14 protein-coding genes are annotated in these 16,168 nt (G+C 42.0%); 9 read left to right on the top strand and 5 right to left on the bottom strand.

What is annotated here, in order from left to right; translation table 11 throughout:
- Positions 1 to 16 precede the first annotated feature (16 nt).
- Positions 17 to 904, bottom strand: a complete 888-nt coding sequence (locus ACFX4I_RS11090) for a cation diffusion facilitator family transporter (protein WP_230302238.1) — start codon at positions 902 to 904, stop codon at positions 17 to 19.
- A gap of 470 nt (positions 905 to 1,374) precedes the next feature.
- Positions 1,375 to 1,899, bottom strand: coding sequence for a universal stress protein (locus ACFX4I_RS11085; protein WP_230302237.1), 525 nt, complete (start codon positions 1,897 to 1,899; stop codon positions 1,375 to 1,377).
- Between the two features lie 282 nt (positions 1,900 to 2,181).
- Between ACFX4I_RS11085 and ACFX4I_RS11080 the strand changes: the two genes are divergently transcribed.
- On the top strand, positions 2,182 to 4,239 hold the full coding sequence (locus ACFX4I_RS11080; RefSeq protein WP_230302236.1) for a transglycosylase domain-containing protein: 2,058 nt from the start codon (positions 2,182 to 2,184) through the stop codon (positions 4,237 to 4,239).
- 188 nt (positions 4,240 to 4,427) lie between these two features.
- On the opposite strand, the gene ACFX4I_RS11075 is transcribed toward ACFX4I_RS11080, so the two are convergent.
- Positions 4,428 to 4,736: a hypothetical protein gene (locus ACFX4I_RS11075; protein ID WP_061461953.1), complete on the bottom strand. Its 309-nt coding sequence runs from the start codon at positions 4,734 to 4,736 to the stop codon at positions 4,428 to 4,430.
- 193 nt (positions 4,737 to 4,929) lie between these two features.
- Here ACFX4I_RS11075 and iadA point away from each other — a divergent pair, with 193 nt between their 5' ends.
- The 6 genes from iadA to ACFX4I_RS11045 all read left to right on the top strand — a co-directional run bounded on the left by iadA (position 4,930) and on the right by ACFX4I_RS11045 (position 13,142).
- Positions 4,930 to 6,105, top strand: coding sequence for a beta-aspartyl-peptidase (iadA, locus tag ACFX4I_RS11070; protein ID WP_377420599.1), 1,176 nt, complete (start codon positions 4,930 to 4,932; stop codon positions 6,103 to 6,105).
- A 499-nt stretch (positions 6,106 to 6,604) separates the two neighbouring features.
- Positions 6,605 to 7,693 (top strand): pyruvate dehydrogenase (acetyl-transferring) E1 component subunit alpha, encoded by a 1,089-nt coding sequence (gene pdhA, locus ACFX4I_RS11065; protein WP_230302261.1) that lies wholly within the window; start codon positions 6,605 to 6,607, stop codon positions 7,691 to 7,693.
- Entirely contained in the window at positions 7,693 to 8,676 is a 984-nt protein-coding gene (locus tag ACFX4I_RS11060; protein ID WP_377420597.1) for an alpha-ketoacid dehydrogenase subunit beta, read from the top strand. Before pdhA ends, ACFX4I_RS11060 begins: the two co-directional genes overlap by 1 nt.
- Before the next feature lie 29 nt (positions 8,677 to 8,705).
- Positions 8,706 to 9,986, top strand: a complete 1,281-nt coding sequence (locus tag ACFX4I_RS11055; RefSeq protein ID WP_377420595.1) for a dihydrolipoamide acetyltransferase family protein — start codon at positions 8,706 to 8,708, stop codon at positions 9,984 to 9,986.
- Positions 9,987 to 11,411, top strand: coding sequence for a dihydrolipoyl dehydrogenase (lpdA, locus tag ACFX4I_RS11050; protein WP_377420593.1), 1,425 nt, complete (start codon positions 9,987 to 9,989; stop codon positions 11,409 to 11,411).
- A 351-nt stretch (positions 11,412 to 11,762) separates the two neighbouring features.
- On the top strand, positions 11,763 to 13,142 hold the full coding sequence (locus ACFX4I_RS11045; RefSeq protein WP_377420591.1) for an amino acid permease: 1,380 nt from the start codon (positions 11,763 to 11,765) through the stop codon (positions 13,140 to 13,142).
- A gap of 77 nt (positions 13,143 to 13,219) precedes the next feature.
- Here ACFX4I_RS11045 and hisC read toward each other — a convergent pair whose 3' ends face one another.
- The gene (gene hisC, locus ACFX4I_RS11040) at positions 13,220 to 14,344 is read right to left on the bottom strand and encodes a histidinol-phosphate transaminase (RefSeq protein ID WP_377420589.1); all 1,125 of its coding nucleotides are present in this window, start codon (positions 14,342 to 14,344) and stop codon (positions 13,220 to 13,222) included.
- Positions 14,345 to 14,518: 174 nt separating this feature from the next.
- Here hisC and ACFX4I_RS11035 point away from each other — a divergent pair, with 174 nt between their 5' ends.
- On the top strand, positions 14,519 to 14,986 hold the full coding sequence (locus ACFX4I_RS11035; protein WP_034314805.1) for an Lrp/AsnC family transcriptional regulator: 468 nt from the start codon (positions 14,519 to 14,521) through the stop codon (positions 14,984 to 14,986).
- A gap of 99 nt (positions 14,987 to 15,085) precedes the next feature.
- On the opposite strand, the gene ACFX4I_RS11030 is transcribed toward ACFX4I_RS11035, so the two are convergent.
- Complete coding sequence (locus ACFX4I_RS11030; RefSeq protein WP_377420587.1) at positions 15,086 to 15,481, bottom strand: carboxymuconolactone decarboxylase family protein; 396 nt, start codon at positions 15,479 to 15,481, stop codon at positions 15,086 to 15,088.
- 118 nt (positions 15,482 to 15,599) lie between these two features.
- Here ACFX4I_RS11030 and ACFX4I_RS11025 point away from each other — a divergent pair, with 118 nt between their 5' ends.
- Positions 15,600 to 16,028, top strand: a complete 429-nt coding sequence (locus tag ACFX4I_RS11025; protein ID WP_230300994.1) for an Lrp/AsnC family transcriptional regulator — start codon at positions 15,600 to 15,602, stop codon at positions 16,026 to 16,028.
- The last annotated feature ends 140 nt before the right edge of the window (positions 16,029 to 16,168 follow it).

Genomic DNA, 16,168 nt, shown 5'->3' with positions numbered 1-16,168 from the left:
AAAGGTATCCGTAAAGTTAATGACGGTTACCTTTTTTATGAAATGCATATGGTTCGATGTGAACGATCGCATGCTGGATATTATATTCCTTCAAAAGATTTTCTTCGATTTTAACCGTAATATCATGACCTTGAATGACGGTCAAAAGAGGGTTAACATGAACGGTAGTTTCGAGCAAGATTTCACTTCCGTGCATCCGGGCCTTAATTTCACTCATGTCTTTAACACCCTCTGTCAATATAATGGTTTGTCCGATCTTTTGCAGGAGCTGCTCGTCGAAACCATCAGTTAAAGAGATGGAGGCATCACGAAAGATGTCCCAAGCCGTTTTGCATATGATGACCCCCACGACTGCTGCAGCTATCGCATCCAGCCAAGGGATTCCCATCTTAGAACCGATTATTCCAATGAAAGCACCAACACTGACAAGGGCATCGGAACGATTATCCTGTGCAACTGCATAGATGGAAGAGCTGTTGATCTTTTTACTTAATGATAAGTTATAACGGTAGATTCCGTACATGAAAATTGCAGAGAAAAGAGCGACATAACCGGTCAGCATACTGGGAACGGTTGTTGAATCTTGGTTAATGAAGGATTCAATGGCACTGAATACTACCTGAAGGCCTACGGTGATCATGATGAAGGCAGCTACCAACGAGGCTACGGTTTCTGCCCGTAAATGACCATATGAATGATTATCATCAGGAGGTCTCTTTGAAATTTTCAAACCGATCAATACTGCTAAGGAAGCGATGATGTCGGTCGTATTATTTAAACCATCAGCCCAAAGCCCTTTAGAATCACCGAAATAACCAAATGACAATTTAAGAGCAGACAAGAATATGTAAGCAACAATGCTTATGTAGGCGCCTTTTTCAGCTGAAATTGAATGTTTATCCATGTCCATTCCCTCCCCAATGTAAATTAGGCTTATTAAATCAAACCTTAGTGAGTCTATAGAAAATTGTCGTATTTAGCCATCTAACTTGATTAATGGCAGGTGTAATGAAGGTCTGTAAAGAAGTTGGTTAAACGAAAGAATATCGCCATAAAATGGGAATGGCAAGTTGAGATGATATATACATTTTCTTTAATTGTCATTTGTAGAAACTAATAGTATATTCTAACCGATGATCGAAAATTAAATACTTCCGCAAGGGGAGCCAAATGACTGAGAGTGACACTTTGAACCTGATAGTTAGCGCTGTGTAGGATGTGGTTTTGGGCAGCAATTAGCGCCACAGTGTTTTTCGGCTGCTCCAAATGTATGACTGAAAAAATCCTATTAACAAAAAGGCCGGATTCTATAAGGATCCGGCCTTTTTCGGAGAATGCTCTATTTGAGCCATACAGGGCGAACCCGCTCAATCTTCATTTTGCAATGAATACCGAACAGGGTGCGTTTTTCGCAATGGAACTACTTGTACTGCCAAGGAAGAATTTTTCCAAACCGCTTTTAGCACTATTGCCGACAACGATAAGGTCAGCTGAAGTTCTTGCTGCAAAGTCACATATGCTATCTGGCGCATATCCTTCCAATAGTTCGAATCTTCCCTTGACTTGACATTCACTTAACAATCGCAACGTATTACTTTCCGCGTTCTGAATACTATTCTCGACGGGGGAAGGGGTGTCATTTACCTTTTGAGGTCCTGGCTGATCGACTTCAATAACGGGATGTGTCTGGACTGGATCCACATAAAATCCGGCAGCAGGTACGAACCCCGGAGCCGAGGCGTCTCCCATGATACGCTGTTCAACCTTATCATTCAGTACATGAACTACTGTCAACTCGGCTTTTGGAAAGGCCTTTTTCAATGTTGCTCCATATTCCACGGCCCGTTTACTCTCTTCATTTCCATCAAAAGCGATGACAATATGTTTTAAGTCTTTCATTGATATCATCTCTCCCCTTTATAAGACCTTATAAGTTTTATACCCACTTTTAAATGGCTTCACGCCTTAATCGGTATATAGATTGCCTTTTACGGGTAAAGGATAGATACGAGCATAGTTAAAATGGTAGGATGAAATCTGGTCCTTCATTTAGCTGGCATGCTCAGGCGATAAAGGGATATCATTGAAAGGATGCCGATTCGCGAGTATAGTGCTACAAGAAAAGGGCGCCTTTTATTCATTGGGCGTGTTTTCTTTAATAAAAAGGGTAAAATATTTTTAATGAAACATGTCGCAGATGGGAAAATGGGGGTACAAATGAGAGGGTTAGTGAAATTAGGTCTAATTATAATATTGGCAATTGTGGTTTTAGGCGCCGGTACACTATTGTATTTCAGGCAGGGTGCAGATATAAGCCATCTTGAAAATATTCTTCAGCAACCGACAGGAATCTATGATCTGGATGGGAATCTTGCCAGTACGATCACGGCTAATAAATCCGAAGGGGTTGCGATAGATGAAATACCGGAACATATGAAACAAGCGGTGGTTTCCATTGAGGATCACCGTTTTTATGAACATCATGGCATAGATTATCAAGGGATTATGCGGGCTTTGGTTAAAAATGCGAAGGCTGGAAGTGTTGTTGAAGGCGGGAGCACTCTCACCCAGCAGCTTGTGAAAATCACGATGCTGGAATCGGATCGAACATTGAAGAGGAAGATAGAAGAGTTTTTTCTAGCCCAGGAAGTTGAAAATCAATATACAAAAGATGAAATTCTGGAAATGTACTTGAATCAAGTTTATTTTGGCCATGGAGCATGGGGAATCAAGAAGGCCGCAAATATTTATTTTTCCAAAGAGGTCTCTGAATTGACCGTTGCCGAGGCAGCTTTGCTGGCGGGTGTCATTAACTTGCCATCCAAACTTGATCCTTACAAGAATTTAGACGGGGCAGTCAAGAGGCGTGATTTGGTTCTTTCGAGAATGGCGGAACATGGTTATTTGACGAAAGATGAAGAAGCAGCTGCAAAAAAAGATTCGGTGACACTTCTTATGGGGGAGAAGGAAATAGATCCATTAAGAGGTAAATATCCTTATTTTGTCGATCATGTTTTATCGGAAGCATCGAGTAAATATGGTATTAAGCTTGAGGAGCTGCTTTCAAAGGGCTACAAAATATACACGACACTGGACCAATCCATGCAGCAGTCTACAGAAACCGTGTATGCGAATGATGCCAATTTTCCAGTGGGAACGAGTGCCGAAGAACTGGTTCAAAGCGGGTCTGTCCTCCTTGATCCTGAAACGGGAGGCATAAAGGCACTTGTCGGTGGGAGAGGTAAGCATCAATTCATGGGATATAACCGGGCAACTCAACTGACAAGATCTCCTGGTTCATCCATTAAACCGCTTGTCGTATACTTGCCAGCGGTTGAAGAGGGATACGATATCACTGACCCTTTAAAGGATGAAAAAATGAGCTTTGGTGAATATGAGCCAACAAACCTTAGTGGTGAATATAAAGGAGAAGTGCCGATGTATGAAGCGGTGATGAATTCCTTGAATGTACCAACGGTTTGGCTATTGAATGAGATTGGCATCGATAAGGGGCTTGATTCACTTAAGCGGTTTGGGATTCCATATGAAAAGGATGATCGAAACCTATCGATAGCTTTGGGGGGGATGAAAAAAGGTGTGTCCCCGCTGCAGATGGCGGGAGCCTTTTCAGCTTTCGCCAACGATGGGGAAAGGATGGAAACCCATGCCATTGTAAGAATAGAAAATGCCGATGGAAAAGAGGTAGCCGCCTGGAAAGAGAAAAGCACCAAAGTGACCTCTGAAGGCGCCGTCGACAAAATGAATGCCATGCTGCTTGGAACAGTGGAATATGGCACAGCGAAAAACGCGGCTGTTTCCGGTTATGAAATAGCAGGTAAAACAGGTTCCACACAAGTTCCCATCGAAGGAATATCAGGGGTTAAAGATCAATGGTTCATCGGTTATTCACCTTCGCTGGTCGGTGCTGTATGGGCTGGATATGATAAGACGGACGAAAAGCATTATCTAACGACACACAGCAGTCAGGGAAGTGCACTCATCTTTCAAAAAATTATGTCGCAAGCTTTAAAGAATCAAGCCGCTCAATCCTTTAAAGCTCAAGATATCGGTCCGCTTATAGCTGAACAACAGGCACTTATATCTGAGCAAAAGGCAAAAGAAGAAGAGGAGCAAAAGGCAAAAGAAGAAGAGGAGCAAAGGAGACAAAATTGGATTGATAAAGGAAAGGAAATTCGGGAAGGTTTGAATAAATGGAGGGACTGGGAGTTGCCATGGTGATTCAGGAAAGAAAGAATGAACAAGCTTTTGCTTAATTCAATCAACAAAAAAGACTGTCAATAATTGACAGTCTTTCGTCGTTCTTAAAAAATGAGATTTGCTATTATGCCGATTACGACGATTGCGCCTATAACCATTAAAATGGTTCTCATATATATACACCCTCTTCATGACGTAGTTGGAATCATTTAAATATTAACGGTTTGGTTCGATTGGAATCCAAATGCACTTTCATCATTTTCTTTACAAATAGCCTGTACTTTTTCTAGCATGGCATGTACATTCTCGCCTTCAAGTATGACTTTCATGGTTGCACACTCTTGAAGAATGAGCACAAAGGATACGAAAGTCGAAAGTTTCTTGGCATCGACCAATTTATGGTTGCAGATAAAATATATATTCCCTTTAAATTCTTTTGTAACTTGATATAGATTCATGATTTGTCGCATGGATAATCTTTTATTTGTTTTGATATCAGAAGAAATCACTTTATTCATGTCGTATACTCCTTTTGTTTTTATACTTTTGGAAAAGCATAATCAAGATGTCAATTCAGCTACAACTTTTTAAAATGAACAAGTATGTTTGGTCTTTTTTATGTAATTGTTAGCGGGTCATGTTGTATATTTACCCGAGTGAAAGATTTTGAAACCTATTTGAAAATTTCAGTTTTTGAAGGGGGAACGAACAATGCTCACACTTATTAAAAATGGGGAGCTTTATGGTCCGGAATATATGGGCCAAAAAGATATCCTCTTGGTTGGAAAGCAAATTGGCTTCATTGAGGACAAGATTCATGTACCTGCCAATTTCGTTGAAATGAAAGTGATTGATGCGAGTGGTCAAATTGTGGTTCCGGGTTTTATAGATGCTCACGTACATATTATCGGCGGAGGTGGGGAAGGGGGCTTTAAAACGAGGACACCAGAAATCCAATTAACAGATGCCACTTTAGCGGGTATAACGACATTGGTAGGGGTCATCGGAACAGATGGAACGACAAGGACCATGCCAGCACTGCTTGCTAAAGCGAGAGCGCTTGAAGAAGAAGGAATTAGCTGCTTCGTTCAAACTGGTTCCTATCAAGTTCCAGTCAAGACGTTAACCGGTAAGATCGAAGATGATTTGATTCTTGTGGATAAAATTATCGGTGTTGGCGAAATAGCCATTGCCGATCATCGTTCTTCACAGCCGACTGCAGCTGAACTGGCTAAACTGGCCTCTCAGGCGCGTAATGGAGGTCTGTTGTCCGGGAAAAGCGGTATCGTCAACATTCATGTCGGCGACAGTCTAGATCATTTGCATGTAATTGAAGAAGTTGTCGAGACAACGGAAATACCGATCACTCAGTTCTACCCTACACATATAAACCGAAATCCGCATTTATTCAATGCAGGTGTGGAATATGCAAAAAAAGGGGGGTATATCGATTTTACGACAAGTACGATCCAGAAGTTCCTTGAAGAAGGCGAGGTCAAAGCAAGTACAGCAATAAAAATGGCACTGGAAAAAGGCGTTGAAATCGGGCAGATCACCATAACTTCAGATGGACAAGCCAGCCTGCCTGACTTCGATGGCGGCGGTAACCTGCGCGGTTTGAACATTGGTACATGCATGTCCTTATATGATTGTGTTGTCGATGCGATCCTTGAGGATGGAGTGACAATTGCCGATGCCATACGAGTTGTGACGGAAAATCCGGCAAACATTTTAAAACTTTCTACAAAGGGGCAGCTTGCGGTAGGTAAGGACGCCGATATCATCATGATGAAGAAAAAAACTTTAGAAATGAATAGTGTTATTGCGATGGGGCAGATCATGGTCAAAGATGGTCGAGCTGTCGTGAAAGGAACATTTGAAAGATAGATCTTTCTAATTTTGTTGGTAGGGTATTCCGCAAATGGATTGCGGTTATGGCAGGAGCGATTTCCGGTGCTTGTAATACCCCCATCAATCATGAAATGCAAAAAGACCCATAATTATATAATGGGTCTTTTTTTTATGATGGAAAATTTTGGATAGTCCAGAAATCGATCGAGCATATCAACAATTTGTAGGTAATCAATATGAAATTTCCCCATTAATGGTTCTTATTTTCAAAATGAAGGTAAGGTATCAGAAAACATATTCTAAATAAAGGTAAACTGTGAAAAATTCATTCTATTTAACATATTATTAAAAACATGGATGTATTATCCTTTTATATAAGGAAATGTAGTTTATGAAACAGCATTTAATCACAGACATAAAGACCAATAAATACATTTTGGGCTGTTATTTCATGACTGTTCAAAACCTTGGTAAGTTTGCGAAACAAATCTATCTTAAGGGGAGAAATGAAATGGAAAAGACGGGAAACCCAATAATGAAAGCGTATTCAAATGAAGTTGAGCCGGAAATATTTCGTGTATTGACTCCTGATGGGGAAATCATTGAAACGATTGATGGAAAAATCGATAAATCACTTATGTTAAAGATGTATGAGAGCATGCTCCTGCTCAGAACATTTGACCGAAAATCCATTAATCTCCAGCGCCAAGGCAGGATTGGAACTTATGCACCTTTTGAAGGACAGGAAGCATCCCAGGTAGGAAGCGCTTTAGCGTTGTCGGCAGGGGATTGGATGTTTCCCACATACCGTGATCATGGAGCGGCAATCATTCATGGGCAGGAATTATACCGTGTTTTCCTATACTGGATGGCGCATTTTGATGGCTCAATTTGTCCAGAAGGAAAAAGGATATTGCCTCCAAGTGTTCCAATTGCCACTCAAATGGTTCATGCCGTTGGAACGGCTTGGGCAAGTAAGATTAGGGGCGAAAAGAATGTTAGCATTGCTTATTTTGGTGATGGAGCCACTTCTGAAGGGGACTTTCATGAGGCACTGAATTTTGCTGGCGTTTATAAAACCCCAACAATCTTTTTCTGCCAAAATAATGGCTACGCGATCAGTGTCCCTTTTGAAAAGCAATCGGCATCCAAAACAATATCCCAGCGGGCTGCCGCTTATGACATCCATGGGGTGCGAGTGGATGGAAATGATATTTTCGCAGTATGGCTGACTGTAAAGCAGGCTGTCGAAAGAGCGCTTAAAGGGGAAGGACCTACATTAATCGAAGCCATTACCTTTCGTTATGGCGCCCATACTACTGCAGACAATCCGAACATATATCGCGATCAGGACGAAATTTCAACGTTCTGGAGGGAAAACCGGGATCCCATTACACGTCTTAGAAAGTATTTGAATACCGAGGGTCACTGGAATGAAGAGCAGGAGGAATTGGCGTTAAAACAATTCAACGAACTGATTGATGCTCACCTTCAAAAAGCCGAAGGGTATCCAAAATCCGACCCGCTCGAAATGTTTAACCATGTATATGCCGAGGAGTCATGGCATTTAAAGGAACAGAAGCAGGAATTGAACCAAATCTTAAGGAAAGGCGGGAAGAAATAATGGGCAGAAATTTAACGATGCTCCAGGCTATTACGGAAGCGATGGACCAAATGCTGGCTCATGATGATCGCGTGATGATCATGGGTGAGGATATTGGAGTGAATGGCGGGGTTTTTCGATCGACGGAAGGACTTTATGAGAAGTATGGAAAAGATCGAGTCCTGGATACGCCATTAGCTGAATCCGGAATCATCGGCTCTGCCATTGGTTTAGCCCTTAACGGAATGCTGCCCATAGTAGAGATACAGTTTCTCGCCTTTATTTATCCGGGATTCGAACAACTCGTTTCCCATGCTGCCCGTATGAGGTATCGTACCCGTGGGCAATTTGGGGTGCCCCTTTTAATCCGTACGCCATATGGTGCCGGAATCAGGGGACCTGAACTTCATTCCGAAAGTGTCGAAACCTTCTTTGCCCATACCCCGGGTTTAAAGGTGGTTGCACCCAGTAATCCATATGACGCAAAAGGGCTGCTCATTTCAGCCCTCGAAGATCCAGATCCGGTGATTTTTTTGGAACCGACTAAATTGTATCGGGCTTTTAAGGAAGAAGTTCCCGAAGAAATGTACCGAATACCAATCGGGCAAGCAAAAGTGGTCCAGGAGGGAAGCAATCTGACCATTTATGCATGGGGGGCCATGTTAAGGGAGGCATTGAATGCCGCGAAAAAGATTGAAGCAGAAAAAGGCTGGAAGTGTGAAGTGGTCGATCTTCGAACATTATACCCTTTAGATAGGGATACGATCGTGCAATCCATTAAAAAGACAGGTCGTGCATTAATCGTCCATGAAGCTCATAAGACTGCCGGATTAGGTGCGGAGATTATCTCCATCATTAATGATGAAGCTCTTATTTACCTGAAAGCGCCGATTAAGCGTGTAACAGGTTTTGATGTACCGGTTCCGCCGTTTACAATAGAAGATCATTATTTACCGACTGTTGACCGTGTAAAACAAGGAATTGTCGAAACGTTATCATTTTAATTGTGATTAAGGGAGAAGGAGGATGACGCATGATGGAATTTAAACTTCCTGATGTAGGGGAAGGGATGCATGAAGGGGAAATTATCCAATGGCTCATCAAAGAAGGGGAGGCGGTCAAACAGGACCAACCCATTGTTGAGGTGCAAACGGATAAAGTCAATGCGGAATTGACGGCTCCTGCAGCGGGAGTGGTCAAGAAAATATTTTTTTCCGAAGGGGATATCGTGGAAGTGGGAACCACTATATTCACAATTCAGGAAGAGAACGATGTGTCAGTTCCGGATACAAACATTAGTGAAGAAGAAAACCAAGTCGGGCAATCCGGTGATGTAAAAGTAAATGCGGAGCATATTACGACTAAACAGCACCATCAGGCAGTGCGTGCGTTGGCAACCCCATTTGTGCGTCAAATGGCCAGGGAAATGAAGATTGATATCGAGAAGGTTAAAGGTTCCGGTCCGGCTGGGCGAATTACCGAAAGTGACCTGAAGCAGTTTAAAGAAAATGATTCGATTACACGGGAAGATGCCAAACAGCATGATGACAAGACTGGTCAAGAGATGGCCCCGATGAAGGATGCCGTACTGGCAAATGGTTTGGAAAATGAGCGGGAAGAGCGGATTCCGCTTAAAGGCATTCGTAAAAAAATCGCTGAACATATGGTAAAGTCCGTTTCGACCATTCCTCATGTAACGCATGTAGATGAATTGGAAATGGACCGATTGAAGGAATTTAAAAGTCAATTAAAGGAGTACTCAGATGATAAGGATATAAAATTGACTTTTTTGCCGTTTTTCGTTAAAGCCATTGTCATCGCTTTAAAGGAGTTCAAAACATTAAATGCTTCAATTGATGAAAGAACCAATGAAATCATCCTGAAAAATTATTATCATATTGGGATTGCGACGAATACGAAAGAGGGTCTCATTGTTCCTGTGATCAAACATGCCGATCAAAAAACCATTTTCCAACTGGCTGATGAAATCAGGCAATTGGCAACCCAAGCTCGTGAAGGGAAGTTGAGTATAAACCAAATCACAGGCAGTACATTTACCATCAGCAATGTAGGACCGATTGGAGGGATGCACGCTACCCCGATCATTAACTATCCGGAAGCTGCCATATTGGCTTTGCATAAAATGGAACATCGCATGGTCGTTCGCGATTTGGAAGGTGTTATCCGTTTAATGATGAATATGTCTCTTTCTTTCGATCATCGTTTGATTGATGGGGTAACAGCGGTGCACTTTACCAATAAAATTAAGGAATTGCTGGAAAATCCAATTCGTTTAGTTGTGGAGATGAGATAAATGGTAGTAGGGGAAGTTGCTGTTGAGACGGATGTTGTCATCATGGGAGGAGGTCCGGGAGGATATGCTGCGGCTATCCGTCTCGGCCAGTTAGGAAAATCGGTCGTGCTGGTTGAAAAGGATAAGTTGGGCGGGGTTTGCCTTAATCGGGGCTGTATACCTTCAAAAGCATTGATTCACGCAGCTGATCAATACCATGGGCTTAACGATTTAGGGAAAATGGGAATCCGGCTGCCTCAGGAAAGAACCACTATGGACTTGGGGGTTTGGCAGGATTGGAAAGGGGGCATCACATCCCAGTTGGGGCATGGTATTGCCCATTTGTGTAAGGAAAACGGAGTGACGGTGGTTAAAGGCCAAGCAATTTTTTTATCTGATGACCGCATTGGAGTTGAAACCGGTGGTGATTTTGAAACCTACAAGTTTGAACAGGCAATTATTGCGACAGGGTCCAGGCCTTTCATTCCATCCTTCATAAAAGTCGATGGAGAATATATATTGGATTCAACATCATCTTTGCAGCTGAATGAAGTTCCAGCGAGCTTGTCGATCATTGGCGGAGGATATATCGGAATCGAGCTGGGTATGGCATTTGCAAAGTTAGGGACTAAAGTGACCATCATTGAGATGGCCAATCGCATACTCCCTCAAGTTGCTGAAAACCTGGTAAAGGACGTCACCCGGAATGCCAAGAAGCTTGGGATCAATATCAAAACATCCTCGAGGGTAGAGAAAGCGAGTGTAGTGGATGGTCAAGTGCATCTTCTTGTTTCCTCGGAAGAACAGGGTACGGAAGCGGTCGTGAGCGAAAAGACCCTGGTTACAATTGGAAGAATTCCTAACACGGAAGAAATTGGCCTGAATCGGGCTGGAGTGACGGTTGGTGAGAAAGGACATATAGCAGTGGATATGGAATGCCGTACAAATGTGCCGCACATCTTTGCCATCGGTGATACTACGCCTGGTCCGGCACTTGCCCATCGAGCGTCCAAACAGGGAATCGTGGCAGCTGAAGTGATAGCGGGGCTGCCAAGTGCCGTTGACTCGCCTTATGTTCCCTATGTAATCTTCTCGGACCCACAAATAGCTGGTGTTGGTTTAAGCCGTGAAGAAGCTGAACAACAGGGATACAGCGTAAAGGTTGGCAAATTTCCGTTCAGTGCCAACGGAAGGGCGCTTGCAACGAATGAAACGGAGGGATTTGCAGAAGTCATCGTGGATGCCAATAGTCATATATTGCTTGGAATGCATATGGTAGGTGCTGATGCTTCCAACCTTATAGGTGAAGGGGTCCTTGCCCTTGAGCTGGCGGCTCGGGTCGAAGATATAGCCCTCAGCATGCATCCTCATCCGACCTTGACCGAGGGGTGGCTGGAAGCGGCTGAAGCAGTTTTGGGACATGCAATTCACATCGTAAATAAATAGGAAAAGGTAAATTCATGGGGATTACCAATGTAGTCCCCGATTAGAATGTTTTATCTTAATGGAGTCAAAGACCCGAAAGGCAAGGCTATCAGTAAATTCACTCCATTTGGAATTATGTCCCGGCGTTTGACCAAACAGGGGCCGTATTGGCCTGCAATGATTCCCTCTTGTAAAACCATCGGCATATTGATATCATTTTTACTTTGGGGAAGTATAGAGTTTTCAATAAGGCTTTGGATCCTTCCACTCCTAAACCATAACGGTTGATGAGATAACAAATCTATTCGCCATTCAACGATTAAATGGGTTTAATTTATACGAGAAAATTATGGAATGAAGGAGGCAAATGTAATGGAGTCAAAAGGTGGGTCATTGCAAAAGAAATTATTGCCGAGGCATATTAGCATGATGGCAATGGGAGGGGCAATAGGTACTGGGATTTTTAAAGGAAGTGCCGAAACCATATCGTTAGCAGGGCCAGGAGTCATATTCACTTATATTTTTGCAGGATTGTTATTGCTAGTAGTCATGGGTGCCATAGCGGAAATGGCAATTGTCTATCCAAATACGAATATGAAAGGCTTCGTTCAGAAAGCATTCGGTAAGCGCCTTTCCTTCATCGTAGGCTGGATGTATTGTTTTATGTGGCTGTCCGTTTGTGTGATTGAGGTAGTGGTGGCAGGAAGCTTTTTGCAGTATTGGCTCCCGGCAATCCCGCTATGGATATTAAGTTTAGGGTGTGCGGCCTTCATCATTGGGATTAACATGATGAATGTCAAAAATTATGGTGAATTCGAATTTTGGTTTGCCGGCATTAAAATTACAATGATCATCTTATTCATCATATTGGGAGCCTGTATTTTATTTGGTGTGATCCCAAGCGGCGGATCTAATTATCTGCAAAACTTCACAGGGCATGGAGGATTTTTCCCGAATGGGTGGATGTCCATCTTTTCGGCATTACTGATCGTCATGTTCTCCTATGGCGGCTCCGAGTTAATAGGGGTGACGGTAACGGAAGCAAAGGATGCAGAACGCATTTTACCTAAGGTCATTAAAAACTATATTTGGAGAGTTGTATTATTCTTCACCTTACCGATACTTGTAATCTGCGGTTTGATTCCGTGGAATGAAATCGGCGACCAGGCAAGTCCGTTTGTACAGGTTTTGTCAATGTCAGGTTTTCAGGGATCTGCACATATCATGAATTTCATTTTGATTACGGCCGTCTTATCTGCCGCTAACTCTGGAATATATGGGTGTACCCGAATGCTACATTCTTTAGCTGCAGAAGGGGAAGCTCCCAAGTCGTTCTCTTATGTATCAAAAAATGGCGTTCCCTTGTATAGTTTGATATTAAGTGCTTTTGTATTGATTGTCGGCTCCATGATTACTTTCGTTGCACAGGACAAGGCATTTACTCTATTAATGGCATTTCCGGGTTTTGTAGTATCACTTGTATGGATCAGCATCTGTTTAGCGCAGCTTAAACTTCGCAATTCATATCCCAAAGCTCCCAGTTTTAAGTTGTGGGGATTTCCATATATAACCTTGTTTACCGTAATCACGTTAAGCATCATTTGTGTCACGTTCGTTTTCAGTGATCAGAATCGAATCAGTATCATTACTTGCCTGATTGTGTTGGCTGCCTTAATCTTGATTTCAATTTTTAAATTTAAAAGAGTGGACAAACAGGAAACACCTATAATAGAAAAAAAAATCGCTAAATAAATCTGCATAAAAGATACGACATGGGCAAAGGCGTCCATGTCGTTTCTTTCATTACTGATCACTGATATTCTGCAACTTCATTTCGATTGGTCATCTCCAGATGTTTTCTTGATTATATGTTGTAAGGATGCTATGAATCTCTCGTTCTCAAGCGGAGTGCCGATTGTCACGCGGATGGTATTTTCATAGCCTAGCAAATGACCTGAACGGATGATGACACCCTGAATTAATAACTTCTCAAAAATGTCCTTGCCAGGCTGGTTCAATTTAACCATCAAGAAGTTGGCATGTGAAGGGAAGAATGTCAAACCCATCTTGCTTAGTTCATTTTCTAAATATCTTCTTCCTTCCTCATTCTTACGAACACAATTCTCAACAAATGAATGGTCGTCGAGGGAAGCGAATGCCGCAGCCTGTGCCAAACGATTGGTATTGAAGGGTTCCTTCACTTTAACTAGCTCTTGTATGATGGAAGCGTCCATTAAACCGTATCCGATCCTTAAAGCAGCCAGTCCATAAATCTTTGAAAAAGTGCGTAAGATAACCAGATTTGAATGCGTATTGAGAAGCGGTAAGGTTTCTAAATATTCTGCATCATCGACATATTCATAGTATGCTTCATCAACGATCAGTAAAATATGCTTCGGCACCTTCTCGATGAAAGAGCGTAACTTTTCTTTTTGAACGATCGTTCCTGTCGGATTATTGGGATTACAGACGAATATCATTCTCGTTTTATCTGTTATGGCTTCATACATACCCTGAAGGTCATGTACACCATTGGTAAGAGGAATCTTTACAGGTATGCCGCCGTCAATCAATACATTCGTTTCATAGCGTGGAAATGTCACATCAGCCATGATGACTTCATCATTTTGTTGGATATAGGTTCGTGTCAACAAACGTATCACTTCATCAGATCCATTGCCCATAATGATATGATCTTTATTGATATTCAAGTTTCTTGCCAGTTTTTCAGCTAATGCAGGCGCCATGCCTTCAGGATAAAAGGAGGTTTGCTCCATTTCGTTAAGCATGGCTTCTTTTGCTAGAGGTGAGTAACCGAATGGGTTCTCATTGGATGCCAATTTAACGATCGTTTCAAGACCAAGTTCACGTTGCACTTCTTCAATTGGTTTGCCGGAAACATATGGACGAATGCTTTCGATGTTTTGTCGAACCGGGATTTTCGTAAAGGTCAATGCAGGTTCCTCCCTTTGGTAAAGTTCTGAATTTTCTTTTTCTATTTGATTATTTTAATGATAGAATATTAACTGTTAAAATTACATACAAAAAAGAACGTATTTTTCGCTATCCATACAACATTTTAAAGAAATATATGCTTATATTCCTTCATTATGAAAGGCGGTTGCTTCATGGATGAAATAGATGTCAGTTTACTGGAACTTTTACAAAAAGATGGACGAATTACGATTAGTGAACTATCGAAGAAATTGGCTCTCAGTCGACCTAGCATCTCTGAACGTATGTACCGCCTGCAAGAAAAGGGAATCATTGAGGGGTTCAGCGCAAGGGTTTCCCCTTTGGCAATAGGAAGGGGTGTACTTGTGTTCATTCAGGTGAGTGAACTTAAGGTTCCTGTTTCCGATTTTGAGCAATTGGTGAAAAATGATTTAGACATTATCGAGTGCCACCGTGTAACAGGAACAGTTGGATATTTTTTGAAAGCGGCTTTAGCTGATATGGACAGCATGAGATTACTGATAGATCGATTAATACCCTATGGACATCTGAATACATCCGTGGTTTTGACATCCCCGGTACCTTCCCGCTCCATCCTTCCTAGGATCAATGAAATGGAGGATCATGGTGCGAAATCCTAAGTGGAATTTCAACCGATCCTTGTAAATGGGTTTGCACGGAAACTAATGAAGGTTTACAGAAAGGAACGAGGCGCGGTGCCTGTTCCTTTTTTGGTGTTATTATAAATCCATCAAAGCCCCGAAATATTGCTGGGCCGTTGTAAAACAAATGAATGCCAATAGTTCAGAAATCTCTTCATCACTGAATGCCTCCTTCAATACTAGGAAAAACTTTTCCTCCGTTTTTTCACGTTGCAAGAGGAATACTTCCGCAAAGGCGATTGCATAGCTTTCTTTCATATCTTCCGGCTGTAGTGGAATCCCTTTTGCCTGACAATATGAGCAGCCATTACCGTATGCCAGAACTCTTCTGACGTTTTCCTTTAACTTCTTTGAAAGTTTCCCATCTGCAGATAAGCAATCTGAGAGCTCCGACCATTTATGCGTAATCTCTTCAGAATGAAATAATCTTTGAAATGGACTGGATCCCTGCGATGATTCTTTTATTCTTGTCATGTACATCTCTCCTTTGAGATAATCCTAATATAAAAGTCCAGGAATTTTAATTCCGTTTGTAAAGCATTGCGGTTTAATATTGAATAAATGTAAAGAAAGGAAGGTAAATATTTATATAATGAAAATTGATGAAAAAGACCAGAGCATCCTTGCTGAATTAACATTGAATAGCCGAATTTCCATGAGGGAATTGGCAAAGAAAGTAAACCTCTCCGCTCCCACTGTTGCCGAACGGGTACGGCAAATGGAGTCGTTCGGGATCATTAAAGGGTATGTTGCCGAGATTGATCATAAAAAGATCGGTTTTCCAATTGAGTGTATCGTGGAAGCGACGATAAAAAATGGGGAATATGAGAAATTCAAAAAGTATATCTCCAAGGTGCCGAATGTTGACTTTTGTTATCGAATTGCCGGGCAGGCTTGCTTTATGCTGAAAATCCACAGTGAGAGTCTTGAAGAAGTGGAGGAATTCATCAATCGGACCATTCCGTTTGCGGCAACCGTTACCCATGTGATCCTTTCCCAGGTGGAGCGGGAAGTGGAATGAGTATTTTTTTCTAACATGATGTGTGCAGCGCCTGGATATTTCCAGGTGTTTTTTTGGCGATTAATGCTTTCGGTGATTCAATTAGAATAAGCTATTGGAATAAGGGGTACATGTAATAATGGATTCGAATCTGAAAAGGT

The organism is Peribacillus sp. YIM B13472 (assembly GCF_042788005.1).
Classification (GTDB): domain Bacteria; phylum Bacillota; class Bacilli; order Bacillales; family DSM-1321; genus Peribacillus; species Peribacillus simplex_E.
Note: the sequence above shows the minus strand (reverse complement) of the source record. Positions and strands in the feature narration are given on the sequence as shown.

Excerpts from the sequence above, each read along its gene's own strand:
- ACFX4I_RS11090 (WP_230302238.1), bottom strand. The coding sequence starts at position 904 with ATGGATAAACATTCAATTTCAGCTGAAAAAGGCGCCTACATAAGCATT.
- ACFX4I_RS11085 (WP_230302237.1), bottom strand. The coding sequence starts at position 1,899 with ATGAAAGACTTAAAACATATTGTCATCGCTTTTGATGGAAATGAAGAG.
- ACFX4I_RS11080 (WP_230302236.1), top strand. The coding sequence starts at position 2,182 with ATGAAACATGTCGCAGATGGGAAAATGGGGGTACAAATGAGAGGGTTA.
- ACFX4I_RS11075 (WP_061461953.1), bottom strand. The coding sequence starts at position 4,736 with ATGAATAAAGTGATTTCTTCTGATATCAAAACAAATAAAAGATTATCC.
- iadA (WP_377420599.1), top strand. The coding sequence starts at position 4,930 with ATGCTCACACTTATTAAAAATGGGGAGCTTTATGGTCCGGAATATATG.
- pdhA (WP_230302261.1), top strand. The coding sequence starts at position 6,605 with ATGAAAGCGTATTCAAATGAAGTTGAGCCGGAAATATTTCGTGTATTG.
- ACFX4I_RS11060 (WP_377420597.1), top strand. The coding sequence starts at position 7,693 with ATGGGCAGAAATTTAACGATGCTCCAGGCTATTACGGAAGCGATGGAC.
- ACFX4I_RS11055 (WP_377420595.1), top strand. The coding sequence starts at position 8,706 with ATGATGGAATTTAAACTTCCTGATGTAGGGGAAGGGATGCATGAAGGG.
- lpdA (WP_377420593.1), top strand. The coding sequence starts at position 9,987 with ATGGTAGTAGGGGAAGTTGCTGTTGAGACGGATGTTGTCATCATGGGA.
- ACFX4I_RS11045 (WP_377420591.1), top strand. The coding sequence starts at position 11,763 with ATGGAGTCAAAAGGTGGGTCATTGCAAAAGAAATTATTGCCGAGGCAT.
- ACFX4I_RS11035 (WP_034314805.1), top strand. The coding sequence starts at position 14,519 with ATGGATGAAATAGATGTCAGTTTACTGGAACTTTTACAAAAAGATGGA.
- ACFX4I_RS11030 (WP_377420587.1), bottom strand. The coding sequence starts at position 15,481 with ATGACAAGAATAAAAGAATCATCGCAGGGATCCAGTCCATTTCAAAGA.
- ACFX4I_RS11025 (WP_230300994.1), top strand. The coding sequence starts at position 15,600 with ATGAAAATTGATGAAAAAGACCAGAGCATCCTTGCTGAATTAACATTG.